At 37.7% G+C, this 25,920-nt stretch carries 29 protein-coding genes, 1 tRNA gene and 1 other RNA gene; 16 read left to right on the top strand and 15 right to left on the bottom strand.

Going from position 1 to position 25,920, the window contains the following annotated elements; translation table 11 throughout:
• Positions 1–137 precede the first annotated feature (137 nt).
• Positions 138–1,361 carry a tyrosine-type recombinase/integrase gene (locus ACJG85_RS13075; protein ID WP_412476618.1) on the bottom strand — a complete coding sequence of 408 codons (1,224 nt, stop codon included), beginning with the start codon at positions 1,359–1,361 and terminating at the stop codon, positions 138–140.
• A gap of 503 nt (positions 1,362–1,864) precedes the next feature.
• On the opposite strand from ACJG85_RS13075, the gene ACJG85_RS13070 reads away from it, so the two are divergent.
• The 5 genes from ACJG85_RS13070 to ACJG85_RS13050 all read left to right on the top strand — a co-directional run bounded on the left by ACJG85_RS13070 (position 1,865) and on the right by ACJG85_RS13050 (position 4,914).
• The gene (locus ACJG85_RS13070) at positions 1,865–2,104 is read left to right on the top strand and encodes a helix-turn-helix transcriptional regulator (RefSeq protein ID WP_412476617.1); all 240 of its coding nucleotides are present in this window, start codon (positions 1,865–1,867) and stop codon (positions 2,102–2,104) included.
• Positions 2,105–2,159: 55 nt separating this feature from the next.
• Positions 2,160–3,062, top strand: a complete 903-nt coding sequence (locus tag ACJG85_RS13065) for a toprim domain-containing protein (RefSeq protein ID WP_412476616.1) — start codon at positions 2,160–2,162, stop codon at positions 3,060–3,062.
• 30 nt (positions 3,063–3,092) lie between these two features.
• Entirely contained in the window at positions 3,093–3,575 is a 483-nt protein-coding gene (locus tag ACJG85_RS13060) for a JAB domain-containing protein (protein ID WP_412476615.1), read from the top strand.
• Positions 3,576–3,671: 96 nt separating this feature from the next.
• Entirely contained in the window at positions 3,672–4,325 is a 654-nt protein-coding gene (locus tag ACJG85_RS13055) for a hypothetical protein (protein ID WP_412476614.1), read from the top strand.
• 1 nt (position 4,326) lies between these two features.
• Positions 4,327–4,914, top strand: a complete 588-nt coding sequence (locus tag ACJG85_RS13050) for a hypothetical protein (protein ID WP_412476613.1) — start codon at positions 4,327–4,329, stop codon at positions 4,912–4,914.
• 82 nt (positions 4,915–4,996) lie between these two features.
• Here the strand turns inward: ACJG85_RS13050 and ACJG85_RS13045 are convergent.
• Positions 4,997–5,070: transfer RNA gene (locus ACJG85_RS13045), tRNA-Met, on the bottom strand.
• A 143-nt stretch (positions 5,071–5,213) separates the two neighbouring features.
• On the opposite strand from ACJG85_RS13045, the gene ACJG85_RS13040 reads away from it, so the two are divergent.
• A complete protein-coding gene (locus ACJG85_RS13040) occupies positions 5,214–5,606 on the top strand; it encodes an START-like domain-containing protein (RefSeq protein WP_395633406.1) in 393 nt (130 codons plus the stop codon).
• A 60-nt stretch (positions 5,607–5,666) separates the two neighbouring features.
• Entirely contained in the window at positions 5,667–6,503 is an 837-nt protein-coding gene (locus tag ACJG85_RS13035; RefSeq protein WP_412476612.1) for an aminotransferase class IV, read from the top strand.
• Here the strand turns inward: ACJG85_RS13035 and ACJG85_RS13030 are convergent.
• The 5 genes from ACJG85_RS13030 to ACJG85_RS13010 form a co-directional block, all read right to left on the bottom strand.
• The gene (locus ACJG85_RS13030; protein WP_409679620.1) at positions 6,500–7,060 is read right to left on the bottom strand and encodes a YqgE/AlgH family protein; all 561 of its coding nucleotides are present in this window, start codon (positions 7,058–7,060) and stop codon (positions 6,500–6,502) included. The two genes, ACJG85_RS13035 and ACJG85_RS13030, sit on opposite strands and share 4 nt — an antisense overlap.
• A gap of 123 nt (positions 7,061–7,183) precedes the next feature.
• Entirely contained in the window at positions 7,184–7,456 is a 273-nt protein-coding gene (locus ACJG85_RS13025; protein WP_290873956.1) for an HU family DNA-binding protein, read from the bottom strand.
• Between the two features lie 176 nt (positions 7,457–7,632).
• Complete coding sequence (gene fmt / locus ACJG85_RS13020) at positions 7,633–8,580, bottom strand: methionyl-tRNA formyltransferase (protein ID WP_412476611.1); 948 nt, start codon at positions 8,578–8,580, stop codon at positions 7,633–7,635.
• A 2-nt stretch (positions 8,581–8,582) separates the two neighbouring features.
• Positions 8,583–10,475, bottom strand: coding sequence for a RecQ family ATP-dependent DNA helicase (locus ACJG85_RS13015; protein ID WP_412476610.1), 1,893 nt, complete (start codon positions 10,473–10,475; stop codon positions 8,583–8,585).
• A 153-nt stretch (positions 10,476–10,628) separates the two neighbouring features.
• Positions 10,629–11,165 (bottom strand): AAA family ATPase, encoded by a 537-nt coding sequence (locus ACJG85_RS13010; RefSeq protein ID WP_409679630.1) that lies wholly within the window; start codon positions 11,163–11,165, stop codon positions 10,629–10,631.
• A gap of 262 nt (positions 11,166–11,427) precedes the next feature.
• Here ACJG85_RS13010 and ACJG85_RS13005 point away from each other — a divergent pair, with 262 nt between their 5' ends.
• The 4 genes from ACJG85_RS13005 (at position 11,428) to ACJG85_RS12990 (ending at position 14,667) form a co-directional block, all read left to right on the top strand.
• Positions 11,428–11,712 (top strand): DUF493 family protein, encoded by a 285-nt coding sequence (locus ACJG85_RS13005; protein WP_409679633.1) that lies wholly within the window; start codon positions 11,428–11,430, stop codon positions 11,710–11,712.
• On the top strand, positions 11,712–12,425 hold the full coding sequence (locus ACJG85_RS13000) for a DUF4290 domain-containing protein (protein ID WP_409679636.1): 714 nt from the start codon (positions 11,712–11,714) through the stop codon (positions 12,423–12,425). The genes ACJG85_RS13005 and ACJG85_RS13000 overlap by 1 nt, the downstream gene beginning before the upstream one ends.
• Before the next feature lie 77 nt (positions 12,426–12,502).
• Entirely contained in the window at positions 12,503–13,813 is a 1,311-nt protein-coding gene (gene murA, locus ACJG85_RS12995) for a UDP-N-acetylglucosamine 1-carboxyvinyltransferase (protein ID WP_409679638.1), read from the top strand.
• An 86-nt stretch (positions 13,814–13,899) separates the two neighbouring features.
• Positions 13,900–14,667, top strand: a complete 768-nt coding sequence (locus ACJG85_RS12990) for a sulfite exporter TauE/SafE family protein (RefSeq protein WP_412476609.1) — start codon at positions 13,900–13,902, stop codon at positions 14,665–14,667.
• Here ACJG85_RS12990 and ACJG85_RS12985 read toward each other — a convergent pair.
• The 4 genes from ACJG85_RS12985 to ACJG85_RS12970 all read right to left on the bottom strand — a co-directional run bounded on the left by ACJG85_RS12985 (position 14,664) and on the right by ACJG85_RS12970 (position 18,633).
• The gene (locus ACJG85_RS12985) at positions 14,664–17,123 is read right to left on the bottom strand and encodes a DUF5686 and carboxypeptidase regulatory-like domain-containing protein (protein WP_412476608.1); all 2,460 of its coding nucleotides are present in this window, start codon (positions 17,121–17,123) and stop codon (positions 14,664–14,666) included. The two genes, ACJG85_RS12990 and ACJG85_RS12985, sit on opposite strands and share 4 nt — an antisense overlap.
• A 72-nt stretch (positions 17,124–17,195) precedes the next feature.
• Positions 17,196–17,567 carry a GxxExxY protein gene (locus tag ACJG85_RS12980; RefSeq protein ID WP_412476607.1) on the bottom strand — a complete coding sequence of 124 codons (372 nt, stop codon included), beginning with the start codon at positions 17,565–17,567 and terminating at the stop codon, positions 17,196–17,198.
• Between the two features lie 43 nt (positions 17,568–17,610).
• On the bottom strand, positions 17,611–18,024 hold the full coding sequence (gene aroQ / locus ACJG85_RS12975) for a type II 3-dehydroquinate dehydratase (protein WP_412464493.1): 414 nt from the start codon (positions 18,022–18,024) through the stop codon (positions 17,611–17,613).
• Positions 18,025–18,096: 72 nt separating this feature from the next.
• Complete coding sequence (locus ACJG85_RS12970; RefSeq protein ID WP_409679651.1) at positions 18,097–18,633, bottom strand: porin family protein; 537 nt, start codon at positions 18,631–18,633, stop codon at positions 18,097–18,099.
• Positions 18,634–18,920: 287 nt separating this feature from the next.
• On the opposite strand from ACJG85_RS12970, the gene ACJG85_RS12965 reads away from it, so the two are divergent.
• From ACJG85_RS12965 to ACJG85_RS12950, 4 genes are all read left to right on the top strand, one after another.
• The gene (locus tag ACJG85_RS12965; RefSeq protein WP_409679654.1) at positions 18,921–19,535 is read left to right on the top strand and encodes an outer membrane protein; all 615 of its coding nucleotides are present in this window, start codon (positions 18,921–18,923) and stop codon (positions 19,533–19,535) included.
• Positions 19,536–19,668: 133 nt separating this feature from the next.
• Complete coding sequence (locus ACJG85_RS12960) at positions 19,669–20,208, top strand: porin family protein (RefSeq protein ID WP_412476606.1); 540 nt, start codon at positions 19,669–19,671, stop codon at positions 20,206–20,208.
• A 75-nt stretch (positions 20,209–20,283) separates the two neighbouring features.
• The gene (gene xerD, locus ACJG85_RS12955; protein WP_412476605.1) at positions 20,284–21,183 is read left to right on the top strand and encodes a site-specific tyrosine recombinase XerD; all 900 of its coding nucleotides are present in this window, start codon (positions 20,284–20,286) and stop codon (positions 21,181–21,183) included.
• A 60-nt stretch (positions 21,184–21,243) separates the two neighbouring features.
• Positions 21,244–21,636, top strand: coding sequence for a response regulator (locus ACJG85_RS12950; RefSeq protein ID WP_412476604.1), 393 nt, complete (start codon positions 21,244–21,246; stop codon positions 21,634–21,636).
• A gap of 33 nt (positions 21,637–21,669) precedes the next feature.
• Here ACJG85_RS12950 and rny read toward each other — a convergent pair whose 3' ends face one another.
• The 4 genes from rny to ACJG85_RS12930 form a co-directional block, all read right to left on the bottom strand.
• Positions 21,670–23,232, bottom strand: a complete 1,563-nt coding sequence (gene rny / locus ACJG85_RS12945) for a ribonuclease Y (RefSeq protein ID WP_409679667.1) — start codon at positions 23,230–23,232, stop codon at positions 21,670–21,672.
• A 50-nt stretch (positions 23,233–23,282) separates the two neighbouring features.
• Positions 23,283–23,390: non-coding RNA, 6S RNA (gene ssrS / locus ACJG85_RS12940), on the bottom strand.
• Positions 23,391–23,440: 50 nt separating this feature from the next.
• Positions 23,441–23,737, bottom strand: a complete 297-nt coding sequence (locus tag ACJG85_RS12935; RefSeq protein WP_409679670.1) for a cell division protein ZapA — start codon at positions 23,735–23,737, stop codon at positions 23,441–23,443.
• Positions 23,738–23,740: 3 nt separating this feature from the next.
• Positions 23,741–24,031: a hypothetical protein gene (locus ACJG85_RS12930; RefSeq protein WP_409679672.1), complete on the bottom strand. Its 291-nt coding sequence runs from the start codon at positions 24,029–24,031 to the stop codon at positions 23,741–23,743.
• 187 nt (positions 24,032–24,218) lie between these two features.
• On the opposite strand from ACJG85_RS12930, the gene ACJG85_RS12925 reads away from it, so the two are divergent.
• Positions 24,219–25,916, top strand: a complete 1,698-nt coding sequence (locus ACJG85_RS12925; protein ID WP_412476603.1) for a M23 family metallopeptidase — start codon at positions 24,219–24,221, stop codon at positions 25,914–25,916.
• The last annotated feature ends 4 nt before the right edge of the window (positions 25,917–25,920 follow it).

Below are 25,920 nucleotides of genomic sequence, written 5' to 3'. Positions count from 1 at the left end.
CCACAAGGACGCAAAGTCAACACCAACACGGGAGCGAAGCGAACGGAGCGGGCAGCGTGATTGACGTTCGGACGGCTTGGCTCAACTTGCGCCAAGACTCTAGGTAGAGGGCAAACTATCGGAGCAAATGAAAGTTTCTAGGATTTAAAAGCGACTACCTTGTTCTTGGCTTCTAGAGTAATGCGGTCGATATAATCAGCCCATTCCTGCATCATCACGTGACGCTGTTTTATAAATTTTGTTCTATCGTAAGCCTCTCCAAGAGGGTTAATCGGTTTATGGGCAAGCTGAATTTCTATTATGTCTGCATCAGTTCCCAACTCTTCACGGATTGTTGTTCTAGCCAGTGCCCTGAAACCATGTGCGGTCATTTTATCTTTCATGCCAAGTCTATAAAGGGCTTGCAATACCGTTCCACTAGACATCGGCTCTTTTGGTCGTATTTGATTAGGGAACACATATTCAGTGTTGATGTGTCCGGTTTCCAGTTTTTGTTTATTAAGAATTTTTATTGCCTGATTGGAAAGCGGGACAATAAAGTCCCGCCGAGACTTCATTACATCGGCAGGCAGTTTCCATTCTTTCCTTTTAAAATCTATATCAACCCATTTAGCTTTTCTCAATTCAGAAGGGCGGACAAAGGTTAATAACGATAGTCGGATGGCTCTAATTGTGCGAGGGTAAAATCGATTGTCATTCTGGTCAAGCTTTTGCAGGAAATTGGGAATTTCATGTGGCTCAATGGCAGGGTGGTGCTTGGTCTTTCTTGTTTTGAATGCTCTTTGTAAATGAAGAGCAGGGTTGCTTTGGCATTTTCCCAGTAACATTGCGTAAGTAAAGATTTGTCCACAGTGCTGCCGAACTTTTTTAATAAGGTGCAATGCGCCTCGTTCTTCGATTTTCTTAATAGCATCATACAAGTCGGTAGTCTTAATTTGAGAAATTGGGAAATCTCCGAGGTATGGAATAATGTCGTTATCTAAACGACGCTGTACAGTTGTGAAGTATTTTGGTTTCCAATTTTCCCTTTGGGTTTCTATCCATTCAAGAGCAACATTTTTAAAAGAATTGCTTATTTGTTTGATGGCATCCCTTTGTTCTTCTTTCCTTGCTCTTGAGGGATCAATATTGTTTTCAAGCTGCTTCTTTGCTTCCTGTAATTTTTTACGGGCATCTGCCAGTTTAACTGTTGGGTATGCACCGAGAGATATCAGTTTTTCTTTTCCGTAAAGCTTATATCGAAATCGCCAGAGCTTAGAGCCTGTCGGCATTATATGTAAGTATAGCCCAGCAGAATCATAAACCTTGTAGGCTTTCTCTTTTGGTTTAGCATTTTTACAAATTGTATCTGTCAGGCTCATCTACCCCACCTTGTTAAAATCTACCCCGAAATCTACCCCAAAAAAATCGCTGTTGAGGGTTTATTGAGGTTAATTAAGATAAGAGTACAATAGGCGGGATAGCGTTGTTTTTCAAGGTTTTTGCCTTTAACGCTCATTCAAATTAATTAATTTATGGGAAATATTGGCTCCTCGGGTAGGATTCGATTAGGGTTATTAAGATATTGAGATAATAAAATTATTTATGATTTTGAAAACAATATACCCCAAAATCTACCCCACTTTATAATTTGATATTCCTGATTTTTTTTCTCATATTTTTCCCCTTGCTGTGAGGGAAACAATTTTAAGTAGTAAAGTTTTTACCATTACCCCCTATGGTTGAACCGTCAAAAATGACGCAACAGTTTTATTCTCATTAATTCTGCTTAACAGGATGCGGTTTCTAAAGTTGCTTTTGGGAATCACGTTAAGCTGAATGAATAGAAACGAGTTGTTGAATAAAAAACGAACCAGGGGGAACAATGTTTTTGAATAATTCGACTTTTGTTAGTGAGACGGAAGATTTTGCTTATAACTCTGAAACGGACGCTTTGTTGACTCGCAAAGAGGCGGCAAAGTACATCGGTTTCAGTCATGGAACGCTGGCGGTTTGGGATTGTACGGGTCGATACAATCTGAAGCCCGTTAAAATTGGACGCTCTGTGCGGTATCGCAAATCTGTTCTTGATCTGTTTTTACAGGCATTCATGAACCCGCAGTAAAAACTGTCTTTCATTCTTAATCTTTAAATCATCAAGATAAAAAAGAGGTGTCTCTATGAACATAGAACAAGCCAACGCTATTGCTTTGCCTGAAATCCTGCAAAAAATCGGATGCCTGCCCGTGAAACAAAAAGGTTTCGATGTATGGTATAACTCGCCATTCAGGGATGAAAAAACAGCAAGTTTTCACATTAACACCGTCAGTAACCTTTGGTTCGACTTTGGCGAGGGCAAAGGCGGCGATGTTGTGGATTTTGCACGAACCTATCTTAAAAGTCAGAATGAGGATTATCTGCATGCAGATGCTCTGCGTTGGATAGGTAATATGTCCTTGTCTCCGGTTTCAATTCTTTTCTTGCCGAGGGAGAAACCTGTTAAAACGAGAGCAACACTTACATTAAGCAAGGTGCAGGAAATTGATAGCAGGGCTTTGGTCAATTATCTTGAATCTCGCAACATTCCGATGGCACTTGCCAACAAATACCTGAAACAGATTTCGGTTAACAATGGCAATACAGGCAGGAAGTTTTTGGCAATTGGCTGGCCGACCGAAAGTGACGGCTACGAACTCAGAAATAAGCTTTTCAAAGGCTGTATCGGGACTAAAAGCGTTTCCTTTATCAGAGGCAAGAAAGTGCCGTCAGTTGAGGTGCACGTTTTTGAGGGGATGATGGACTACCTTTCTGCACTGGCTGAAAGAAAGGTACAGCAGTTCGATGGTGATACGATTATTCTAAACTCCGTCAACTGTCTGCCGCAGGTCTTCCCTTATATCAAAAACTATGTGTACAGGTCTTTGTATACGTGGCTTGACAATGATACTTCGGGAGTAATTGCAACCAATGCTTTGAAAGAACTTGCCGGGAAAGAAGGCATCCTGACTTTTCAGGCGATGAATAAAACCTATGCACCGCATAAGGATGTCAATGCATGGAGAATGGTTAAAAATAATCTTTGATAGCGGACAACTTAAAAAAGGAGATAGGTAATGGTGCTTAAAGAAAGTTTTTCCAAGGTTGCTGAAGTGGAGCTTATTTATAAAAATCGTGTTAAGGCATCCGAAAGAGTACAAATTACTTCTTCACTTGATGCTTATGAAATTCTTATCAACAACTGGGACAAAGGAAAACTTGAATTGCAGGAACAATTTAAAATAGTTTTGTTGGATAGAAAAAACAGTGTTTTGGGCATATCAACAATTGCTTGGGGAGGTATCTCGGAATGTGCTGTTGATTTGAGATTGGCTTTTGCGACAGCTCTCAAAGCCAGGGCGACAGCTATGATACTTGCGCACAATCATCCTTCAGGAAATACAGCCTTTAGCGATAGTGATAAATCGATGACGAGGAAATTTGCGGAGGCAGGGAAGGTACTGGACATTTCTATTCTCGACCACATCGTCGTAACAAATGATGGCTATTCATCTATGTCGGATAATGGGTATATGCCAGCAGTACATTTCAAACTTTGAACTTAGCCCCGCGAAAGCGGGGCTTTTTTTATTTCAAAAAAGTATCGTTTAAAAAGTGACATTATTAATTATATTTGAATATCAATAACTTAAATGATGAACGACAAAGAAATTAAAGAAAAGATTAAGGAGTTGGATTTGACCTATGAGGCAGAAAACCCCTTGTACGAAGTCATACAAACAGACAAAATGATTTTCCAATTCCAAGTGTTTCCAAAATCGAGCAAGAAAAAAATTTCTGCCAAGATTTTGGATAAAATGATAGATGACCCTATTTTTTCGCAGGAGCTATGGATGCAAGAACAGTACGATGAAAATCTTCAAAAAGAAATTATTGGCTACATCAATGTTTTTCGCAAAAAAATTGCCGAATTCTTGGTAGATGATATGGGGCAAGAAATTAAAATTGTAGGCTTTCCTGATGGTGTTCTGTTGGATGTCAAGTATGAAGAGAATATCCTTAATCGGGATTTCTTTGCGCCGAAAGCCAAGAATTTGAAAGAAGCTTTCAATCAAACAGGCAGAAAAGGTGTCGAATTTTTTGATGGAGAAGAACTGTCGGAATTCGAGAATAAAATTAACAACAATCAAATGACATCGGAAGGCACGCAGATTTTGATTGCTGAAAGCATTGTTATTTTTAAAGGTGAGGATAAAGACTTTTGGTCGGCGAAGGCTGCCCAAGACGATGTTGATTTGATTATTCAAACGGTCAAAGGGGAAAGAGGTAACGCAAACAAACTCGGGTGATATGGCAGATAAAAATATATTAGTCACTAAGGCTGCGATAAAGAAAAATCCCGAACAATATGCTTTTTACTTTAAAGGTCAATTGGAATCTTGTGTTAGCGAGAAAACGGCGCTCAAGAGCGACTTGGATGTGATAGCAAAACGGGTAAATGAATTGAGCCATGAAAATGGTAGTCTTGCTTCAAGTCTAAAAACTTATACTGACAAAGAAAAAGACGCCGCCCAAAAAGCCCGCTCTAATAAAGTAATTGTCAAAATTTGCGCTGTTATACTTTTAGTGGGTTTAATTGGCTTGGTTTTTTGCCCTCCGGCGAATGTATGGACGAAAGTCTTAAAAGTTTTCATTATGTCAGTTGCTCTTGTTGCTTTATTTTTTGTTCGGGCGATTGAGGAATGGAAGGACAGCAGTAAGGTAATTTTGTTAGGTGTTGCAGTTATCTTTCTATATGCAATTAATGAACTTACAGAAACAGAGGGTAAAAATAGGGTTTTTGAAGTGCTAGGATTTGATAACAAGAATGACTTGCATTCAAAACCTGTGGAAGCTGACAGCATTAAAACATTAAAAGATACCGTTAGAGGTGAATAAGCCCACGCTAAAATGTTTTAGCATTGTTTTAGCAAGAAAAGAAAAAGGGCTGTAGAAAACTCTACAGCCCTTTGTTTTTAAGTAGCGAGAGGGAGATTTGAACTCCCGACCTCAGGGTTATGAATCCTGCGCTCTAACCAACTGAGCTACCTCGCCAAGACTTGCATTCCCTGAATGCGGGTGCAAATATAAAATTAAAATCATTGGGTGCAAACATATATTGGTTATTTTTTTTATTTTTAAAAAACGTTTTTTTTTTGACTTTATATTCTATATATTTCCCAAAAATTTGTTCAAGCATGGATCAAAAAGTACGTTACGAACTCGAATTTCCGGTAAATTCATCACCCCAATTGTTATATCAGTACATTTCTACACCATCCGGTTTACAGGAATGGTTTGCCGATAACGTGAATTCCAGAGGTGAGTTTTTTACGTTCATTTGGGATGATGTTGAAGAGAATGCGAGGTTGGCCTCTAAAAAAACAGGTGAAAAAGTAAAATTCAAATGGGTAGATGACAACAAAAAGGATACCGACTACTACTTTGAATTGAGAATTTTGGAAGATGAAATTACAAAAGATGTTTCCCTGATGGTGGTGGACTATGCATTTGAAGATGAAATTGAAGAATCAAAATTATTGTGGGAAAATCAAATTTCCGATTTAAAACATGTTATAGGTTCTATCTAAATCCTATTTAAAACTTATATTTGTCCCGTCTTATTTTAAAACTTCAAGACGGGATTTTTTATGGTAAATTTTAATGGTGTTATCACTGACGAACAGTTGCTGCTGACAGCTTCCAACAGATCTTTTTTGTATGGCGATGGTGTTTTTGAAACCTTGAAAATACTGAACAACCAAATTTTATTTTTTGAAGATCATTATTTTCGATTGTTGGCATCCATGCGCATCATTCGGATGCAAATTCCCATGAATTTTACCCTTGAATATCTCGAGGAGCAAATCCTGACCTTAGTTCGTGAACAAAACTGTCATGAGGCTGCCCGTGTTAGATTAACCGTTTTCAGAAATGAAGGCGGGTATTACAAGCCTACAGACAATTCGGTTTCTTTTGTCATTCAGGCTTCGGCTTTGTCGGTTAAACCATATGTTATTGATGAAGTAACTTTTGAAGTTGATTTGTACAAAGATTTTACTGTGGCCAAACAGTTGTTGTCAACTCTTAAAACCAACAATAAGCTCATTCAAATTACCGCAAGCATTTTTGCACAAGAAAACGGACTCGATACTTGTTTGCTGATTAATGAGGAAAAAAATGTGATAGAGGCTGCTAATGGTAATTTGTTTATGTTGTTGAATGGACAATTAATAACGCCGCCAATTACTGAAGGATGTTTGAACGGAATTATGCGAAAGCAAATACTGAAATTAGCCAAAGAATTGGATGGTATTGAAATGATTGAACAACCTATTTCTCCCTTTGATTTGCAAAAAGCCGATGAGTTGTTTATTACCAATGTTATTATAGGGATTCAACCCATCACAAAATATCGTAAAAAAGAATTTGAAAAAACAAAGGCAAAACAATTGTTGGAAAAACTGAATCAAACAATTCTCAGTTAGTTTAAGATTGGATTCTCCGGAGCGTTAGACCAAATAAGATACTCTCCTCCCAATTCCAAGATTTTTTCTTTCCAAAAATGTGTAGAAGCTTTACCCAATATGTCTTTTTTGTAGATGTTTTTGGTTAGAATCCAAGAGTTGGATTGCATTTCATTTTCCAATTGTTCTGAATCCCAGCCCGTGTAACCCAAGAAAAAGCGGATGTTTTTCTTTTTGATCAATCCCTTGTTGATGAGGTCTTTGGTTAATTCAAAATTTCCTCCCCAAAAAATGCCGTTTGATATTTCTATACTGTTCGGAATTAAGTCGGGAACATTGTGAATGAAATACAGGTTGTCTTGTTCAACAGGACCACCATTGTAAATTTTGAACTTGGCTTCAATTTCGGGAAGTAAATCTCTAATGGTATATTTTAAGGGTTTATTCAGTATAAAACCAACCGATCCTTCTTCGTTATGATCGGCCAACAAAATTACGGAACGATTAAAAGACAAATCTCCTATAATAGAAGGTTCGGCTATCAATAATTGCCCTTTTTGTAGTTTTTCAGAAATCATTCCCCTCAAAAAATTTTATTAAAGTTGGGAAAAAAATTTTACAAATCCAAATGATTTTGATAAAAACAAAAAAACCATCCCGTTATATTGGGATGGTTTTTATATATCAGAAGAACTAATTTATTAGTTTACTGCTCCGTCTAATTCAGCACCAGCTTTGAATTTAACTACATTTTTAGCAGAAATTTTGATAGTTTTTCCAGTTTGTGGGTTTCTTCCGTCTCTTGCAGCTCTCTTAGAAACTGACCAAGAACCAAAGCCTACTAAAGATACTCTTCCGCCTTTTTTCAAAGTACTACCTACATTTCCTAAAAATGATTCTAAAGCTAATTTTGCAGCAGCTTTTGTGATTCCAGCGTCAGCTGCAATTGCATCGATTAATTCTGATTTGTTCATAATGTTAGTTATTAATTGTTGGTTAAACATTCTGTTAATGATAACAAATTTAATAGGAATTCCTTACCACACAAGAGTTTTGGCGTTTTTTTCAGGGTTTTGTTGATAACTTCGGGGTTTTGTTGATAAACCAGGTCTTTTTGTCGATTTTTTTTCTTAAAAAACGGCGGCAGACCTTATTCTGCTTGCGCTCTTTCAGAAAATGACACTCCGTTTAACAACTCCTGAGCAGCCATTTTTTTCTTTCCCGGCAGTTGCAAACTCAAAATTTGAATAAAACCATCCTGAACAGCAACTTTGATTTCTTTTTTTGTGGTGATGATTTGACCAACTGAATAAGAGTGTGATTCAGCCATCACCTTGGCGTCATACAATTTAACGTTCCATTCTTCTCCATTGTCTTTAAAGTAACACCAAGCCGCCGGATAAGGTGATAAACCTCGAATTAAATTGTGAATCTCAGAAGCTGATTTATGCCAATCTATTTTACAATTGTCTTTGTTGAGTTTGTAAGCCGTTTTGATATCGGCATTATCTACTTGAATGGTGGTGCTTACTTTTCCGTTTTCAATTAATAATAATGTATCAATAACAGCTTCACTTCCTAAATCCATTAAACGGTCGTGTAATTCGCCGGCACTTTCTTCGGGTCCTATCGCTGTTTCTTTGCTTAATATCATAGCACCGGTGTCAATTTTATCATCTATAAAAAAAGTGGTTACTCCGGTTTTGGTTTCGCCATTAATGATAGCCCAGTTGATTGGTGCAGCGCCACGATAATTTGGTAATAAAGAAGCATGTAAATTAAAGGTGCCTAATTTGGGCATTCGCCATACTGCCTCAGGTAGCATTCTGAATGCTACAACGACTTGTAAGTTAGCATTTAAACTTTTTAATTCCGTTAAAAATGTTTCGTCTTTAAGGTTAGTAGGTTGCAATAAGGTAAGGTTGTTGGCTAAAGCATATTCTTTAACAGCCGAATATTTCAGCTTTTGACCACGACCAGCCGGTTTGTCTGCCGCAGTAATTACGCCAACAACCTCATAATTACCCTTAATGATGGTGTCTAAAATGCCAACGGCAAATTCGGGCGTACCCATAAAAACAATGCGTAATTTTTCCATGCTTATTTTAAAGTGTACAAATTGTTAGGTTTAATACTGATGATTTCTTCTTCCAGCAGTTTTTGCAGGGCAAAGATAACATCGTCTTTGGGAAGTTTGGTTAGTTTTTGAATATCTCTTGAATTAAAATCTTGTAACTTGAGTAACTCTATAATCTTTTCCGTTGCAGTTTCGGGGTTAACGATTTTCTTATTTTGTTGGATACAATACGAGCAAATCCCGCAATCTTCCTTTTGATTTTCTCCGAAATAGGCCATCAAGAGTTTGCTTTTGCACGTTTTTTGGTTTTCACAATATGACAAAACGGCTTTAAGCTGTTCGGTTTTTAATTGGTTTTGCGCTTCAAGGTATTTGGAAACCCGGTTTATTGTGCGCTCGTCTTCGCGTACTTCGTTAAAAGTTATGGTAGCATCATTGTGCTTTGCAATCATTTCAATAATGCTCTTTTCTTTTAAGTTTTGTAAAAGCGATAGCACTTCGGTTTCGCTTCGATTGGATTTTTTGGCGACCAACGAAACGTTCAAAGCGGTTTGCATTTCATAAACTCCGGGATAAGTCCGCAAAATGGTCAACAATATGGCTTCGTCATTGGGATGTAAACTCATGTAACGAATGACTTCTTTAGATGGTATAATGAATTGCAGGCTGATTTTTTCCGAAAACTCTCTGGATAAGGTAATGATGCCTTGTCGGTCTAAAAACTGCAAAGCATTGTATGTTTTTAGCGTCGGGAAGTTGTACTTGGTGCAAAACTGATGTAAGTTGAAACCAAATTGTTCGTCGATGCCTTCTCCGTAAGCAATTTGAAAATAGTTGCACAGTTTTGAAAATACGGCATTCAAAAAAGCTTTATCCGGTAAAACGTTAATAAACTGTGCATCGGCATGAAGGATATCCGAAGGGTTGTGTAGCAAAACAGCAAACGCTTTCTCACCGTTTCTTCCCGCACGGCCGGCTTCCTGATAATAATTTTCGAGATTTTGCGGTAAATGCAAATGAACAACGGTTTTCACATTGGCTTTGTCGATCCCCATTCCAAAGGCGTTAGTGGCCACCATGATTTGTGCCTTTTCATCCATCCAAAGTTGCATTTGTTTTTCCTTGTCTTTAGCCGTTAAACCACCATGGTAAAAGGTAGCGGTGAATCCTAATGATTCTAATTGCTTGGCTATGTCAGAACATGATTTTCTGTTGTTGACATACACTATCGAAGGCTGCGGATTTTTTTGCAGTATTTGTTGCAGCAAATAGAGTTTGTCTTCGGTTTCGAAAACCATGTAGGCCAAGTTTTCTCTATAGAATGATTTTGCGAAAATTTTAGGATTCTCCAGCTGTAACTGCGTGATAATATCTTCTTTCACTCGCTGTGTAGCTGAAGCTGTAAGCGCTAAAAAGGGAACTTTAGGAAAGTATTCTTTGAGTTGTGCAATCTTTAGATAAGCCGGGCGAAAATCGTGACCCCATTGCGATACACAATGCGCTTCATCAATGGCGATGAGATTGATGGGTAAATTTTTTAAGCGTTCTACAATCCAGTCATTTTGTAAACGCTCCGGAGAAAGATAAAGAAATTTATAGTTGCCGAACTGGCAGTTGTCTAACAAATCGATGATTTCATCTTGTCGAATACCTCCGGTTAAAGTGATGGCTTTAATGCCTTTGTTTTGCAGGTTTTGCACTTGATCTTTCATTAGGGCAATCAAAGGCGAAATGACCAACCCAATACCATCCATCATCATGGCGGGAACTTGAAAGCAAATCGATTTTCCGCCGCCGGTTGGCATCAAGGCAAGAGTGTCATTACAGGCCAAAACTGATTGGATAATGGCTTCTTGCGGCTCTCGAAAAGTACTATGATTCCAGTATTGCTTGAGGATTTCGAGTGGTTTAGACATGTTGCGGGTTGCGGGTTACGAGTTGTAAGTTTATGGCTTTTTCAAAGCTAAAAAAAATATTAAAGAAAAAGATTATTATTCCCTGAAAATGCAATCGTTGAGAGATTTGGAATTAACCCGGAACTTGGAACCCGAAACCCGAAACCAGTTTTTTTATGAAAGCTGGTTCAAGATAAAATGAATGCGTTCTTCTACGGTTCCGCAGGGCACTTCAATGAGTTCGTAACCGTATTTTTGGTAGGTTTCCAATAGGTGTCCGAAAATGAGTTTGGCCTGTTCAAAATTTTCATAACGGGCTTCGTCACTTTCATAAATGTCTTCCCAAGGCGGCAAGACAAACACTTTGGAATATTGATGTTCTCTACTGGCTTGGTCAAAAAACGCCGGATAGCTGTCGCCAATATAATGCATATAAGCCAAAATATCGGGTATCCCTCGGTCCAAGAACACAATTTCCGATACATCTTCGCTGGCTTGTTGGTGTTGTTTTTTGCGGCCTTCGAGGAGTAATTCGCTGAAGAGTAGTGGTTTTTCCAAAAACAATTGTTCTATACCTTGTTTTTTAGCTTCGAGGGTAATTTGTCTTGAAATTTCGGGGAAACACGCATATCCTTGTTCGATGAGTGCATCGATGATAGTGGTTTTACCGGTGCCCGGACCTCCGGTGATGACTATGAGTTCTTTTTTCAAGATTTTTGGAAATAAGTGGCAAATTTATTCAAACAAATCAGATATTGAAAAGGATTTGGCTTTTTTATTTCGGACGCAGCCCAAAGTGCGAAAAGCGGCTCCCATAACCCCGATTGGAGTCTCGTTTACTAACGAGGCGGAAAGCGGGAATAAGGTAAGCTGAACTGCCCGAACCATTCGTTCAAAAAAATAAATAAAACGGATGAATTTGTGCAACATAATCTGAAATCAATACTGTATATTTGCTTTTATTTTTGATGTAATGGATAAGAAGACTGAAGAATTTTATATCAGATTGCGCGAGGAGTTGGGTAATACTTCTACTTGGCCTAATGAGTATTTGTACAAATTTATAGTGCCTACAGAAGCCAAAAAAATTGAAGAAGTTGAAAATGCTTTCGACAATTTGGGAGCGGTTATTCAAACCAACCAATCTAAAAACGGAAAGTACACCAGCATCTCAGTGAATGTGATGATGGAAAGCCCTGACAGCGTGGTAGAGAAATATATAGAGGTGTCTAATATAGAAGGTATAATTTCATTGTAATGGCTGAAAAATATGTAAAAGAGAATGCCAATGATGTGGTTTGTCATTTGGAATATAATGCCGAAAGACCCCATTTGATTATTCCGGAGTACGGAAGGCATTTACAAAAATTAATTGACCAAGCCACACTCATTCCGGATAGGGAAGAGCGCAACAAAGCAGCCAAATACATTATACAGGTGATGGGTAGTTTGAATCCGCACTTGCGCGATGTGCCCGATTTTCAGCACAAATTGTGGGATCAGATTTTTATCATGTCTGACTTCAGATTGGATGTTGATTCGCCTTATCCTATTCCAACGCGTGATGTAATCAATTTAAAACCTGAGCGTTTGCCTTATCCGCAAAGAAATCCGAAATACAGATTTTACGGTAATAACATTACGAACATGATTGATGTGGCCAACAGTTGGGAAGAAGGTGAAATGAAAAGTGCCTTAGTCAAAGTGATTGCCAACCACATGAAAAAATCGTATTTGAGTTGGAATAAAGATACGGTGACCGATACCGTAATTTTTGAACATTTGTATGAGTTGTCAGGAGGAAAATTGAACTTATTGCAAAGCACCGAAGAGTTGTTAAATACCAACGATTTGATGCGAACCAATAAAAAAATGTCCAACAAAAACCAACCGCAACAAAACAATAATAAGCAGAATAAAAGCAAAAACGGCAAGAAACCGTTTGTAAAGAATAACAATAATCAGAAATAAAGGTGCTAAGGCGCTAAGGTTCTAAGATGCTAAGGCCTCAGAACCTCAGAGCCTCAGAACCTCAGAACCTAAACTATATGGGAACATTCAAAATAGAAGGCGGTATCCAATTAAAAGGAGAAGTACAACCACAAGGAGCCAAAAACGAAGCATTGCAAGTTTTATGTCCGGCTTTATTAACCTCAGAGAAAGTTAGAATTACCAATATACCTGATATCATCGATGTCAACAAACTGATAGTATTGCTCGGTAATTTAGGCGTTAAAATACAAAAGAACGGTCCGGGTGATTACACTTTTCAAGCCGATGAAGTGAACATCGATTATTTAAAAACAGAAGCTTTTAAAAAAGAAGGCGGTAGTTTGAGAGGTTCGATTATGATAGTTGGTCCGCTTTTAGCTCGTTTTGGTTGCGGTTACATTCCGAAACCCGGCGGTGATAAAATCGGAAGAAGACGTTTGGATACGCACTTTGAAGGGTTTATCAATTTGGGTGCTAAATTCCGTTACGAAAGAGAAGATCACTTTTACGGTGTGGAAACCAAAACCCGTTTGAAAGGAACGTATATGTTGTTGGATGAAGCCTCTGTAACCGGAACGGCCAACATAGTAATGGCAGCTGTTTTGGCAGAAGGGACTACCACCATTTATAACGCCGCTTGCGAACCGTATTTGCAACAATTGTGTAAAATGTTGAACTCTATGGGTGCCAAAATTACCGGAGTAGGGTCGAACTTACTAACCATTGAAGGTGTTGAAAAATTGGGCGGATGTGAACACCGAATCCTACCGGATATGATTGAAATTGGTTCGTGGATTGGTTTGGCCGCCATGACTCGCAGTGAGATTACTATTAAAAATGTTAGCTGGGAAAACTTGGGTGTTATTCCGAATGTGTTCCGCAAATTGGGTATTACCTTAGAGCAAAAAGGCGATGATATTTACATTCCGGCACACACTAAAGGATACACTGTGAAAACGGATATCGACGGTTCTATTTTAACCATAGCCGATGCGCCTTGGCCGGGCTTTACTCCGGATTTATTAAGCATAGTTTTGGTCGTAGCTACGCAAGCCAACGGAGATGTATTAATTCACCAAAAAATGTTCGAAAGCCGTTTGTTCTTTGTGGATAAGTTGATTGATATGGGCGCCAAAATCATGTTGTGTGACCCACACAGAGCCGTAGTTATGGGGCATAATTTTCAATCGCAATTAAAAGCCACTACGATGTCTTCACCGGATATTCGTGCGGGTATTTCTTTGTTGATTGCAGCGCTGTCTGCTAAAGGTACTTCAACCATTCAAAACATCGAACAAATTGACCGAGGGTACGAAAGAATCGATGAGCGATTGAGAGCTTTGGGAGCCAATATTGTTCGTGTCTAATTAGTGTTCAATAAACTAAATATAGAATTCCAAATGCCAACTTAATTGATTGGAATTTGGAATTTTTTTATTGGAATTTTTAAAATATGGAAACCTACATCATCGTCTTACTTTGTATTGCCTCTTTTTTTGCCGGATTTGTAGATGCTATTGTAGGTGGCGGTGGTTTAATCCAAACTCCGGTGGCTATGATATTGATGCCCAATTTATCGGTGGCGAGTATTATCGGCTCGCTTAAAATACCGGCTTTCAGCGGGACGAGTTTTGCCGCTTTTCAGTATTTGAAACAAGTCGCACTGAATTGGAAGTTGCTCATATTGATGTCGGTTATAGCTTTTGGTGCTGCCTTTGGCGGTTCTGCTTTGCTTACTGTAGTGAGTAACGATTTTATGAAACCGCTGTTGTTTTTCATTCTCATAGGGTTGGCGATTTATACGTTTAAAAAGAAAAACTTCGGGCAACAGCAAGAAAAATCACATTCGGTTAAAAGGCAAATGTTGTATGCCGTTGTAATTAGTGTTTTGGTTGGTTTTTATGATGGTTTTATCGGTCCCGGCACCGGCAGTTTTTTAGTGTTGGGTTTTGTGTCGATTTTGGGATTCGATTTTTTGCACGCTTCAGCTAATGCCAAAATGGTTAACTTGGCCACCAATTTCGGTTCGATTTGTTTGTTTGTAATGAAAGGTAAAATCATTTGGACTTTTGCCATTCCTATGGCGTTTTGCAATGCTTTAGGCGGATGGCTCGGCGCCAAATTAGCCATAAAAAAAGGAAATACTTTCATTAGAAAGTTTTTCCTTTTTGTTGTAATCCTGACGCTTTTGCGTTTTGGATATGATGTTTTCTTCGTTTAAAAATTCAAGCCAAACATAATGCCGTCGCCTTGATAACCGTTTTGGTAGGAGCGCACGTAATCGATGCGTAAAATACGGTATTTGCCAAACCCTAAATTGCTCAAACCGGCAGAGAATTCCTGATACGGATTGCGGTTAGGAATGGAAAGGTTTTTGAAGCCCAAAACCAATTTGGATTGCAACTTATTCAACAACGGAATTTTATTCATAATAAATCCTTTGTCGTTGTATTCCATATGGGTTTCCCAATAACTGTCGTTTGTACTGGCAGTGTAATACGGTAGTAAGTTAAACTGATTGGTGTAAGCAGTTCCAAACACTACATGCGTTTGGTTGCCGTTAAAATGTTGGTAATCTACAAATGCAATACCATCGGCATTGAAAAACTTCCCGGCTTTGGTATTGATGTCAATTTCGCCTTTGTTTTTTAAGGTTAATGAATACTGCAAGCGAGCCGAAATTTTGTCGTAGTTGTACTTGTCTTCACTGCCGGCCATGCCTTTTTCGTAATTGATGGAAATCGACGGGTATTTGTCGTTCCCCAAATTGTATTTGCCGTCCGGACGGGTAATGTACTGTTGGCCGAATTTGATTCGGGCTCCGAGGTTCATCTTAACCAAATTGTGGCGGTCGATGATAGCAGCAGTTTCATCCAAAGGTAACAACGGATGGTTGGAACTGTATTGGTCTTCAGATTTGATAACGGCATAATCGGTTGTGTTGAACAAAGGTTTTCTTTCGGAATATTCCAATCCCAAACTCATGTCTAAACCATTGAAGAGTTCTCGAGAAAAGTTGCTCGCAATAAAGTTTTTCTCGTACAATTTCATAAAGTTGTTTTTGAAGAATAAGCTGCTCACCGAGTTGATTAGTTTAGAAATAGGCTCTTCACGGTTGAATTGATTCACCGAATTTCCGCCGTAAACAGATAAATATGTTTTGCTTTTATTGCTGAGTTTCGAAGAGAAATAAGCGGTTGGTCGGAAACGCTCGTCCGAAAAACCATAGGCTAGGGAAGAACCAAACCCGTAATAGGTGTTTTTGTCTTCGTTTCTTTTGAAATAAGACAAACCAATATTGGTGTTCCAACCTTGAACTGTGTTGAACGAGGTGTTTAATAAAGGTCCGTTATAGTTAATCGACCATTTATTAAACGAATTAGAATAGCTGTAGCCATTTAAAATATCAGCAAAACCGAATTTGTTTCTTTTAGCATCAATCGAATCCAAGTAGGTTTTCGACTTTTTCTTTTCTTGCAAAGCATCTTTCTTGATGTAATCGGTGGTTTCTTCTCCGGTTAATGGCACCGGACGAATCGTGTTCCAAAAACTGTCATCTTTTTTATTGGCGTTTTCCTCGAACTTGATGACTTCCGCTTTAAAAGTTTTCTTTTCAAATTTTTCAGGGAATGTAAAATTGGTATATACATAGGTAAATCGCCCCGACATGTTAATGCCAAACATCCCTGCATCGAAATCCAAGGTTTGGGTGTTTTTGGCCCAAACTTTAGTGGTATTGTTATAACTAAAGTTTTGTTTTAAAGTTAAGGTGTTCAGTGCCGGGTTTTGAATTTGAGTTCCGGTAAAACTAACATCTACAGCGTAAATAGCGTAGGTGTCATCTACTATATAAATATAACCCGACATCACCGGTTCGGTTTCTCGACGTGGGATGATTTTGATTTTGTTGATTTGCTGACGATTCTCGGTAAAGAAGGAACCTTCAAACTGATAGCGATAATAATTGAAAGCATTGTCGGCTATGGGCGAAACCACATTGGCGTCAAACTCCAGGTAGTTGTCGTAAAAGTCGAAATTAGCTGAAGACGCATTGTTGAAACTAAAGCCATTGTCATTACCGCTCACTTTAGAAGCCACAATTTCTTCTTTCATTTTGTCGGGTTTCTGGAAAGTAATGCGCGAAACCGTTTCAGATAAATACAATATACCACTACGGGTGGAATCGATGATCTCATCAAAAAAATCTAACTTCTGTCCGAGTATGGTTTTGGGTAAATTTTTAACTCTGAAAATCCCGCGAGAATAGAAATCGGCGGTGTAGCGTGCGGTTTTAGCCGAGTTATCCTTTTTGTTTTTGATGGCGTTTCGGATGATTTCGTTGGCCGGATTGTCTTTCGGATTGATGACTACTTCATTCAAGATGATGTTTTCTTCTATCAAAACTACTTCTATTTCCACGGGCGTTTTGTCGAGTGTAACGACTTGCTTGGCGGTTTTGTATCCCAAATACTGAAATAATAAGGTGTGGTTGCCGGGTGTTTTAATGTTGATTTCAAATCGACCTTGCTCGTTGGTTGTAGTGCCGTTATAGGTGTTTTCTTCAAAGATGTTCACAAAGGGTAGCGGATTTCCTTTTTCGTCGGTGACTTTCCCACGGACTTGGGCATTGGTTAAAGCAATAATAAAAAGAAAGAAGAGTGTTAGTTTTTTTTTCATGTTTAATGATTTGTTGTACAGTGATAAAGAGTTACACAGAGATTCACAGAGTAAAATGAGACGCACAGAGTTTTATAGTTTGAATCTTTTTATTCCTTGTTTCAGCATTTTGGTGTTAAAGTTTATGAGCAATCCGGTGGAGTAATTACCAAGTTTCATATAAGTCAGAATTTGAGCAAAATGAACATCGGTAAAAGCTTCCACTATTTTGAGTTCTACTACTATTTTGTTTTCGACTAATAAATCAATTCTGTAGCCTTGATCTAGCTTTATTTCTTTGTAAACTAAAGGAAATGGTTTTTCACATTCTACTACAAGATTATGTTTTTTTATTTCATACAAAAGACATTCTTTGTAAGCAGATTCCAAAAGACCCGGACCAAGATGGCGATGCACTTCGATAGCTAATCCAATTATTTTCTTGGTTAATAAATCAGTTTCCATAATTTTCTGTGTATCTCCGTTTGCTCTGTGAATCTCTGTGAAACTACAGCAAAGATTGCAATGCCAACTCATAGCTTTTCAACCCAAAGCCAATTACAATTCCTTTGGCGTTGGGCGAGATAAACGATTGATGGCGGAACGACTCACGAGCAAATGTATTAGAAATATGTACTTCAATAACCGGTGTTATGATTGCTTTAACAGCATCGCCTATACCAACAGAGGTATGGGTGTAAGCTGCGGCATTTAAAATGATGCCATCGTATGAAAATCCGACTTCCTGAATTTTGGTAATGAGTTCGCCTTCTACATTGCTTTGGAAATAACTCAACTCCACGTTAGGATATTTGTTTTGTAAGTCGGTAAAGAAGTCTTCAAAAGTTGCGGCACCGTAAATATCAGGTTCGCGTATGCCCAGCAAGTTTAAGTTGGGACCATTAATGATGATGATTTTCATAGGATGAATTTTAAGTAAAAATAAAAAACCGCTGTCGAACGGACAACGGTTTAGTGCTAAACTTTTCTTTGATCAGAATCGATACCCTAAAGAGAGCTGAATCGTTCTGTTTTTTACTTCGGCGTTTTTGTTGGCTTCTGTTAAACCGGCGACATATCTGGCCTGAATTAAAAAATGGTCGGTAATGTTGTAACCTAAACCACCGGCTAATCCAAAATCAAACGTTTCACCTTCAAATTGATCGGCTACATTTTCATTGACTAAGAAGGAGAACTGTGGCCCAGCTTCAAAGCTCAGTTTGTTTTTAGTGAGATAGAATTTAGCCAAAACCGGTACAGTGATATAATTGTAATTGATGTCGTCAAAAGCCGCTTCGTCAACTTTTGTACCCTGAGAAGAATATACCAATTCGGGTTGCAACGATAAATTTTCTAATAATTTAACCTCCAGCATAGCCCCGAAATGGAAGCTGGTATAAGTTGAACCTTCAATGTTGTTGCCTTCTAAATTGGCAAAGTTGGCTCCCGCTTTGAGTCCGAATTTAAGTGTTTGTGCATTCAAACCGGCTATACCGCTTAGTATAGCTAATAAAACAATTGCTTTTTTCATAGTGTAATAGTTTAAAGTTTAAATTCATTATACAATAAACGAGCCAATAGAGATTTTATTGTTGAGTGGTTAAAATTTACAGTTTGATACAAAAATCTTATAAAATAAAGTGTTTTCGAATTTGTTAATAAAAACTAAACTTTCGATTAATTTGTATAAATCATTGTAAAACAGTTGTTTTGGCGGATTTTATTGTTAACAACCTTGTTAATAAGTCAAATTTCCTGAGCAATAGCTGAGAAATGAAACTAATAACTTTGTGGTATTAATTTTAAAATTAAACAAACATGAAAAAAATTATTTTAACTGTTGCAGCTGTATTCGCTTTTGGATTTGCTAATGCACAAGACAAAAAACAAGGTTCTGAAGGATTTGCAAAAGGAGATGTTTTCGTTTCTGGAGCGGTAGGTCTTTCTTCTTCAAAAACTGGAGATTTTAAAGCAAACGGATTTAACTTCTCTCCAAGAGCTGCTTATTTTGTGAGCAATAACATTGCTTTAGGTTTAGCTTTAGGTTTTGAAAGTCAAAAAATTGAGTTAGGGGAGAGTGCTACAAATACTCAAACTTCATTTGGTGCTTTTGGTAGATATTATGCTACTCCTTCAAGTAAATTCTCTTTATTTGCTCAATTAGGTTTTGACTTTACTAGCAGCAAGAATGAGTGGTTTGTTGATTCTGACGGAAGTTTGAATGCCACTGATTTTGAAGACAAAGGTTTTGCAATTAATTTTGCTCCTGGTTTCCACTATTTTGTTTCTGACAATTTTGCTTTAGAAACTTCTATTGGAGTTTTAGGTTATTCAAGTAATGACAATGGAGGTAACGGAGCGGACAAAACTAACACTTTTGATTTAGGTGTAGATTTTGATAATGTAATGTTCGGTTTGGTTTACAAATTCTAATTGTTACCAAAATTTAATCTATAAAACCACACCAAAAGTGTGGTTTTTTTTGTGTTAAAAAAGAATGATCAAAGTTTGTTTTTTAACATATAAATGCTAATTTAGCCACACTAATTTTTAAAATTAAACAAACATGAAAAAAATTGTATTAACTATTGCTGCTGTATTTGCTTTGTCTTTTGCAAATGCACAAGACAAAAAAGGTGGTTCTAGCGACATGAAATTTGGTGTTAAAGCAGGTTTCATTAATTCTAATTTCACTGGGGATTATGATACGGATGCTAAATCTAGCTTCTACATCGGTGGTTTAGTAGATTTTACGATCTCTGAGAAATTTCACGTGCAACCAGAGTTATTATACTCTATGGAAGGAGCTGATAACGATGAGTTTGATGTGAATTTTGTTAGAATTCCAATCATGGCAAAATATTATGTTATGGAGGGCTTAAGTCTACAAGCAGGACCTCAATTTGGTTTTGTTGCTGGAGGAGGTGATGCTACAGACAATTTAAAATCATTTGATTATGGATTAGGTATCGGTGCAGGTTATGAGCTAGAGTCAGGTTTGTTCTTTGATGCTAGATATAACTTAGGTGTGGCTAATTTAAGTGATATTGATGGAGCTGATGCTAAAACTACTTCTTTCCAAGTTGGTTTAGGATACAGATTCTAATGCACAAACATTATAATTTAAAACCTCTCCAAAGGAGAGGTTTTTTTATACCCATACATTTCGTTTCTTTGTGTTATGAACTGGAGTCCTTATATCAAGAGTTTTCAATCCTACCTCAAGATTGAGCGGGGTTTGTCAAAAAACACCATAGCCAATTACACTTTTGATTTGGAGCGTTTGTGTGCTTTTTTAAACGAAAACACCATTAGTGTTTCGCCGGAAAACATTTCAGAGGAAACCATACAGCAGTTTATTTATGCGGTGTCCAAAGAGGTCAATGTGCGTTCACAAGCGAGGATTATTTCGGGATTGAGAAGTTTTTTCTCGTATTTGATTTTTGAAGATTATCGCACCGATAGCCCAATGGAATTGATTGAATCGCCCAAAATTGGCAGAAAATTGCCTGATACTCTGAGTGTAGAAGATATTGATAACTTGATATCGGCTGTAGACTTATCTACTCCGGAAGGTGAGCGTAACCGCGCTATTTTAGAAACCTTATACAGTTGTGGTTTGCGCGTATCTGAACTCATTTCGCTTAAAATATCCGATTTGTTTTTTGATGAAGGGTTTATCAAAATTACGGGTAAAGGAAACAAACAACGTTTTGTGCCCATTGCTCAAAATACCCAGCGTTTTATTGAACTTTACAAAAACACCATAAGAAACCAATTGAACATTGCCAAAGGTCATGAAGACACTCTTTTTCTAAATCGCAGAGGAAAGCAGTTAACCAGGGCTATGGTGTTTACGATTATCAAAACTTTGGCGGTTAAAATTAATTTGCAAAAAAATATCAGTCCGCACACCCTTAGACATTCTTTTGCGACACATTTATTGGAAAACGGGGCTGATTTGCGCTCCATTCAAATGATGCTGGGACACGAGTCTATAACCACTACAGAGGTTTATGTACATTTGGATCGCAAACATTTAACGCAAATAATACATACATTTCATCCGAGAAAATGGTAGTTTGTCGATTTTTTATTTATTTTTGTCGCGTCAAACAACAATAACCCCAAACTGTTTACAATGAAATTTAACCAAATTTTTGTGGTGGATGATGATAAAATTCATCATTTCATGATCAAAAAACTATTGCAAAACAATCAGATAGAAGTCAATCCCAGTTTTTTTGAAAATGGTTTTGAAGCGATAAATGGCTTAAAAAATATGATCAGTAAAGGTGAAAATCCTCCTGATTTGATTTTGTTGGATATTAATATGCCTATACTGGATGGATGGCAGTTTTTGGAAGAATTTAAAGCTATCAAAACGCAGTTTTCTAAAGAGATTGTTATTCACATTATCACATCTTCTGAAGACAAACAAGATTTTACCAAGGCAGAATATTTTAAAGAAGAAATTGATAAGTATTACACCAAACCGGTAACCGGTGCATTGATTAAAGATATATTCCAATAAAAAAGGCGACTGTTATGTCGCCTTTTTTAATCTTTATTTTGCAATATTAACCGCTCGGGTTTCTCGTATTACGGTAATTTTCACCTGACCCGGATAAGTCATTTCAGTTTGAATTTTTTGTGAAATCTCAAACGATAGGTTCGCGGCCATATCGTCGCTTACTTTTTCACTTTCCACAATGACACGCAATTCACGTCCGGCTTGGATGGCATAAGCATTTTTCACGCCATTGAATCCAAAGGCAATATTTTCTAAATCTTTCAAACGTTGGATGTAAGAATCCAATACCTGACGACGTGCGCCCGGTCTGGCTCCTGAAATCGCATCACAAACTTGAATGATTGGTGAAATCAAATACTTCATTTCAATCTCGTCGTGGTGCGCTCCGATGGCGTTACATACTTCTTCTTTCTCTCCGTATTTTTCAGCCCATTGCATTCCTAATAAAGCGTGTGGCAAATCACTTTCGGTATCAGGCACTTTCCCGATATCGTGTAATAAACCGGCACGCTTGGCCAATTTTACATTCAAGCCTAATTCAGCAGCCATGATACCACATAACTTCGCTACTTCACGAGAGTGTTGTAACAAGTTTTGTCCGTAAGAGGAACGGTATTTCATGCGCCCAACTACTTTAATCAATTCTGGATGTAAACCATGAATTCCTAAATCGATAACGGTGCGTTTACCTACTTCGGCTATTTCTTCTTCAATTTGTTTGGTGGTTTTGGCAACAACTTCTTCAATTCTCGCCGGGTGAATTCTACCGTCGGTTACCAACTTGTGTAATGATAAACGAGCAATTTCTCTTCTTACCGGATCAAAACAAGAAAGGATAATGGCCTCAGGAGTATCATCAACAATGATTTCCACACCGGTAGCGGCTTCTAAAGCGCGGATGTTTCTTCCTTCGCGACCGATGATTCTACCCTTAACATCATCAGATTCAATGTTGAAAACAGAAACGCAATTTTCAACGGCTTCCTCTGTTCCAACGCGCTGTATGGTATTGATGATCACTTTTTTGGCTTCTTGTTGGGCCGTAAGTTTTGCTTCTTCAATGGTGTCTTGTATGTGCGACATTGCTTTGGTTTTGGCTTCTGCTTTTAGGCTTTCTACCAATTGCTCACGCGCATCTTCGGCAGACAAACCGGAAATAACTTCCAGTTGTTCCACTTGACTTTTGTGCAATCTTTCCAGTTCTTGATGCTTTTTATCCAACAATTCAATTTTGGCTTCATACTCTTTGGTTTTGGCCTCAAAATCGTCATTAATTTTCTTAGCTTTGGCCAATTCACTGGACACTTGCGATTCTTTATCTCGTGTTCTTTTTTCTACCTCGGCTATTTTTTTGTCTTTGTTTAGGATCTCTTTTTCGTGCTCCGATTTTAATTCCAAGAACTTTTCTTTGGCTTGAAGTAATTTGTCTTTTTTGATGTTTTCAGCCTCAATATTGGCGTCTCTCAAAATGGTACTCGCTTCTTTTTTGGCGTTTTTAATCATGTTGGAGACATTGCTTTTCTCCAAGAATTTTGCAATTCCGAAACCTCCGGCAAGTCCGGCAATCAGTGCAATTATTATTAGTGTAATTTCCATGTTTTAGTTAGTATTTATATATAAAAAAAGCCCACATTAGGTGAATGCATAAACTCGTAAAGACAAGTTTTGAGCTAACTCACTGTTCAAGGATCCGCGGTTTCAGCGGCTTGCTTTAGTAGCGACGATTTGCTCATTTTAATTTGTTAGTGTTGAGTTTACCAATTAAAATCTAATGTAGGCAGTGTCGTAATCTATGTTAAGAACGTTATTTTTTTTCGAGATAATCGAGCAATAAGTCATTAATCTTTTGTAATCTTTCCTGAGTTAATTTGCCGTCAATGGCATTGTCAACTTGTTTTTGTTCGACTTGTGAAGCAAACTGTAAGGCACACATGGCCAATACATCTTGTTTGTCACGTACTGCATAGTTTTCTTCAAATTGCTTAATCATAGCCTCAATTTTTTTAGAAGCGCTTCTCAACCCTTCTTCTTGCGACGGATCTACCGTTAACGGGTAAACTCGGTCGGCAATTGATAACTTTATTTTAAGCTTATTCTCCATTTTCTAATCGGCTAACTGGGCAATACAATAGTCTATTTCTCGGATTAATGAATTTATTTTAAGCTTGGTCTCTCGTTTGTTTTCTTCACCGCCTAATAATGAATTGGTCATTTTGAGTGATTCACATTCTGATTGCAACGTTTTGATTTGTTCATTTTGTTGTTGTATCAGATTAGCAGCTTTTTGTAATTCTGTTCTTAGGGCAGCAGCATTCTCTTCTAAACTATTTATTTTTATAAAAAGTTTTTGAATTCTACTTTCAACAGAATCAATTATTTCTGCAATTTCACTCATAAATTACTTTATTCATTACTTACTTTACAAAGTTAGGATTCTATTTTGTTTGCACAATATTTTTGATAATTATTTCTCACTAAATTTACTCGTTTTGTAAAGCATTGTTTTTGAGTTAATTAAATAGATGTTTTATTTTTTGTAAATGTAAACTTACTTTTTGTATCTTAGCCTAAACTTCTTTCTTATGAAATTTATTGGGTTGTTTTTTTGTCTTTCCGCTATGGTTTTCGGGCAACATCGGTATCCGAAAGACTATTTTCGTTCTCCTTTAGATATTCCGTTACAGCTATCGGGCAATTTCGGAGAATTGCGCCCCAATCACTTTCATTCCGGTTTCGATTTTAAGACCCAGCAAAAAGAAGGGCTTAATGTTTATGCGGCTGCTGATGGTTATGTTTCTCGTATTAAAATAGCCGTTAATGGTTACGGAAAGGCAATTTACATTACCCATCCCAATGGTTATACGACGGTTTACGGTCATTTGCAATCGGGAGCAGGAGCGGTAGAACAACGGATTAAGGCGGAACAATACAAAGCACAATCTTATGAAATTGATGTGAATTTACCTGTAAACGATTTGGTGTTGCAAAAAGGCAATCTCATTGCTTTGTCGGGAAACACCGGTGGTTCCGATGGACCGCACTTGCATTTTGAAATTCGCGATACTGCCTCGGAAAAAATTATCAATCCGATGTTTTTTGGTTTTGATTCGATGATTACCGATAGTAAGCGGCCGATATTGACCCAGTTGTTGGTTTATCCGTTGGGAATAAATTCGGTTGTAAATCACGCACAAAGACCGGTTTCTGTGGCTATTTCTCAACAAGCAGACGGCAGTTATATAGCGGAGAAAGTTTTAGTTAACGGACAAATAGGATTCGGAATCACTACTTTCGATTATGACGATGTTTCTTGGAACGGAAACGGGATTTACAAGGTGCAAACGTTTAAAAACGGTAAACTTGATTTTCAGTACCAATTCGATACTTTTTCCTTTGATGAAACGCGCTATGTGAATGCTTTAATCGATTATGGCAGGTATAAGAAAACCGGTCAACGCGTTCAAAAGTTATTTATGGAAAAACCTTATCCTTTGAGTATTATACAATCCGAAACTCAAAACGGCATAATCGAAATAGCCTCAAACATTACTCAAAATTACAAAATTGAAATAGCCGATTTTAGCCAAAACATCACTCGGATTTTTATACCGATAGAGTTTTTGCCTATGACGGTTAAGGTGGCTGAAGCTCCAGAAACTTCAAAATATTGGGTTAAAGCTGATAAAGAATCAATTTTTGCCCTGGAGAATGTTACTCTAACGATTCCACCCAAGGCTTTTTTGAAAGATTTTAAAATGGATTTTGAAGTCAGAAACGGAACCGCTTACCTGCATGAAGATGTAGAACCGGCTTTTGCCAATATGACCATCACTTTTGAAGATTCTTTAGCGTCTGAATCCGATCGTCAGCGCATGTTTATCGGTACCGTTGAAGGTAAAAAGATTAACTACAATTATACTAAACGGTACAAAAATTCGTTTACCATTTATACCAAATATTTGGGAACTTATAAGCTGTTCAAAGACAGTATGCCGCCCAAGATCAAGTCGGATAATAGAATTGGAGGCCAATGGATCAGCCAACAAAAGGTTTTACAGTTTACCGTTTCGGATGATTTATCAGGGGTGAAAACTTGGGAAGGTTATTTAAACGGAACATGGATTTTATTGGAATATGACCCTAAAACCAAAAAGTTGGTTCATCAATTTGAGGACGGTATCGTAGCGGAAGGTAAAAATGATTTAAAAATCGTCATTACTGATAATGTTGGAAATTCTACTATCTTTGAAACACAATTTTTTAGAAGTCAAAAACTTTAAAGTC

The organism is Flavobacterium mekongense (genome assembly GCF_047038255.1).
Classification (GTDB): domain Bacteria; phylum Bacteroidota; class Bacteroidia; order Flavobacteriales; family Flavobacteriaceae; genus Flavobacterium; species Flavobacterium mekongense.
This window is presented reverse-complemented; position numbering and strand designations above follow the sequence as displayed.

Excerpts from the sequence above, each read along its gene's own strand:
- ACJG85_RS12980 (WP_412476607.1), bottom strand. The coding sequence starts at position 17,567 with ATGGAAACTGATTTATTAACCAAGAAAATAATTGGATTAGCTATCGAA.
- murA (WP_409679638.1), top strand. The coding sequence starts at position 12,503 with ATGGGAACATTCAAAATAGAAGGCGGTATCCAATTAAAAGGAGAAGTA.
- fmt (WP_412476611.1), bottom strand. The coding sequence starts at position 8,580 with ATGGAAAAATTACGCATTGTTTTTATGGGTACGCCCGAATTTGCCGTT.
- ACJG85_RS12965 (WP_409679654.1), top strand. The coding sequence starts at position 18,921 with ATGAAAAAAATTATTTTAACTGTTGCAGCTGTATTCGCTTTTGGATTT.
- ACJG85_RS12925 (WP_412476603.1), top strand. The coding sequence starts at position 24,219 with ATGAAATTTATTGGGTTGTTTTTTTGTCTTTCCGCTATGGTTTTCGGG.
- ACJG85_RS12970 (WP_409679651.1), bottom strand. The coding sequence starts at position 18,633 with ATGAAAAAAGCAATTGTTTTATTAGCTATACTAAGCGGTATAGCCGGT.
- ACJG85_RS13055 (WP_412476614.1), top strand. The coding sequence starts at position 3,672 with ATGAACGACAAAGAAATTAAAGAAAAGATTAAGGAGTTGGATTTGACC.
- aroQ (WP_412464493.1), bottom strand. The coding sequence starts at position 18,024 with ATGAAAATCATCATCATTAATGGTCCCAACTTAAACTTGCTGGGCATA.
- ACJG85_RS13040 (WP_395633406.1), top strand. The coding sequence starts at position 5,214 with ATGGATCAAAAAGTACGTTACGAACTCGAATTTCCGGTAAATTCATCA.
- ACJG85_RS12950 (WP_412476604.1), top strand. The coding sequence starts at position 21,244 with ATGAAATTTAACCAAATTTTTGTGGTGGATGATGATAAAATTCATCAT.
- ACJG85_RS13035 (WP_412476612.1), top strand. The coding sequence starts at position 5,667 with ATGGTAAATTTTAATGGTGTTATCACTGACGAACAGTTGCTGCTGACA.
- ACJG85_RS12985 (WP_412476608.1), bottom strand. The coding sequence starts at position 17,123 with ATGAAAAAAAAACTAACACTCTTCTTTCTTTTTATTATTGCTTTAACC.
- ACJG85_RS12960 (WP_412476606.1), top strand. The coding sequence starts at position 19,669 with ATGAAAAAAATTGTATTAACTATTGCTGCTGTATTTGCTTTGTCTTTT.
- ACJG85_RS13065 (WP_412476616.1), top strand. The coding sequence starts at position 2,160 with ATGAACATAGAACAAGCCAACGCTATTGCTTTGCCTGAAATCCTGCAA.
- ACJG85_RS12935 (WP_409679670.1), bottom strand. The coding sequence starts at position 23,737 with ATGGAGAATAAGCTTAAAATAAAGTTATCAATTGCCGACCGAGTTTAC.
- ACJG85_RS13050 (WP_412476613.1), top strand. The coding sequence starts at position 4,327 with ATGGCAGATAAAAATATATTAGTCACTAAGGCTGCGATAAAGAAAAAT.
- ACJG85_RS13070 (WP_412476617.1), top strand. The coding sequence starts at position 1,865 with ATGTTTTTGAATAATTCGACTTTTGTTAGTGAGACGGAAGATTTTGCT.
- ACJG85_RS13030 (WP_409679620.1), bottom strand. The coding sequence starts at position 7,060 with ATGATTTCTGAAAAACTACAAAAAGGGCAATTATTGATAGCCGAACCT.
- xerD (WP_412476605.1), top strand. The coding sequence starts at position 20,284 with ATGAACTGGAGTCCTTATATCAAGAGTTTTCAATCCTACCTCAAGATT.
- rny (WP_409679667.1), bottom strand. The coding sequence starts at position 23,232 with ATGGAAATTACACTAATAATAATTGCACTGATTGCCGGACTTGCCGGA.
- ACJG85_RS13005 (WP_409679633.1), top strand. The coding sequence starts at position 11,428 with ATGGATAAGAAGACTGAAGAATTTTATATCAGATTGCGCGAGGAGTTG.
- ACJG85_RS13025 (WP_290873956.1), bottom strand. The coding sequence starts at position 7,456 with ATGAACAAATCAGAATTAATCGATGCAATTGCAGCTGACGCTGGAATC.
- ACJG85_RS12990 (WP_412476609.1), top strand. The coding sequence starts at position 13,900 with ATGGAAACCTACATCATCGTCTTACTTTGTATTGCCTCTTTTTTTGCC.
- ACJG85_RS12930 (WP_409679672.1), bottom strand. The coding sequence starts at position 24,031 with ATGAGTGAAATTGCAGAAATAATTGATTCTGTTGAAAGTAGAATTCAA.
- ACJG85_RS13015 (WP_412476610.1), bottom strand. The coding sequence starts at position 10,475 with ATGTCTAAACCACTCGAAATCCTCAAGCAATACTGGAATCATAGTACT.
- ACJG85_RS13000 (WP_409679636.1), top strand. The coding sequence starts at position 11,712 with ATGGCTGAAAAATATGTAAAAGAGAATGCCAATGATGTGGTTTGTCAT.
- ACJG85_RS13060 (WP_412476615.1), top strand. The coding sequence starts at position 3,093 with ATGGTGCTTAAAGAAAGTTTTTCCAAGGTTGCTGAAGTGGAGCTTATT.
- ACJG85_RS13075 (WP_412476618.1), bottom strand. The coding sequence starts at position 1,361 with ATGAGCCTGACAGATACAATTTGTAAAAATGCTAAACCAAAAGAGAAA.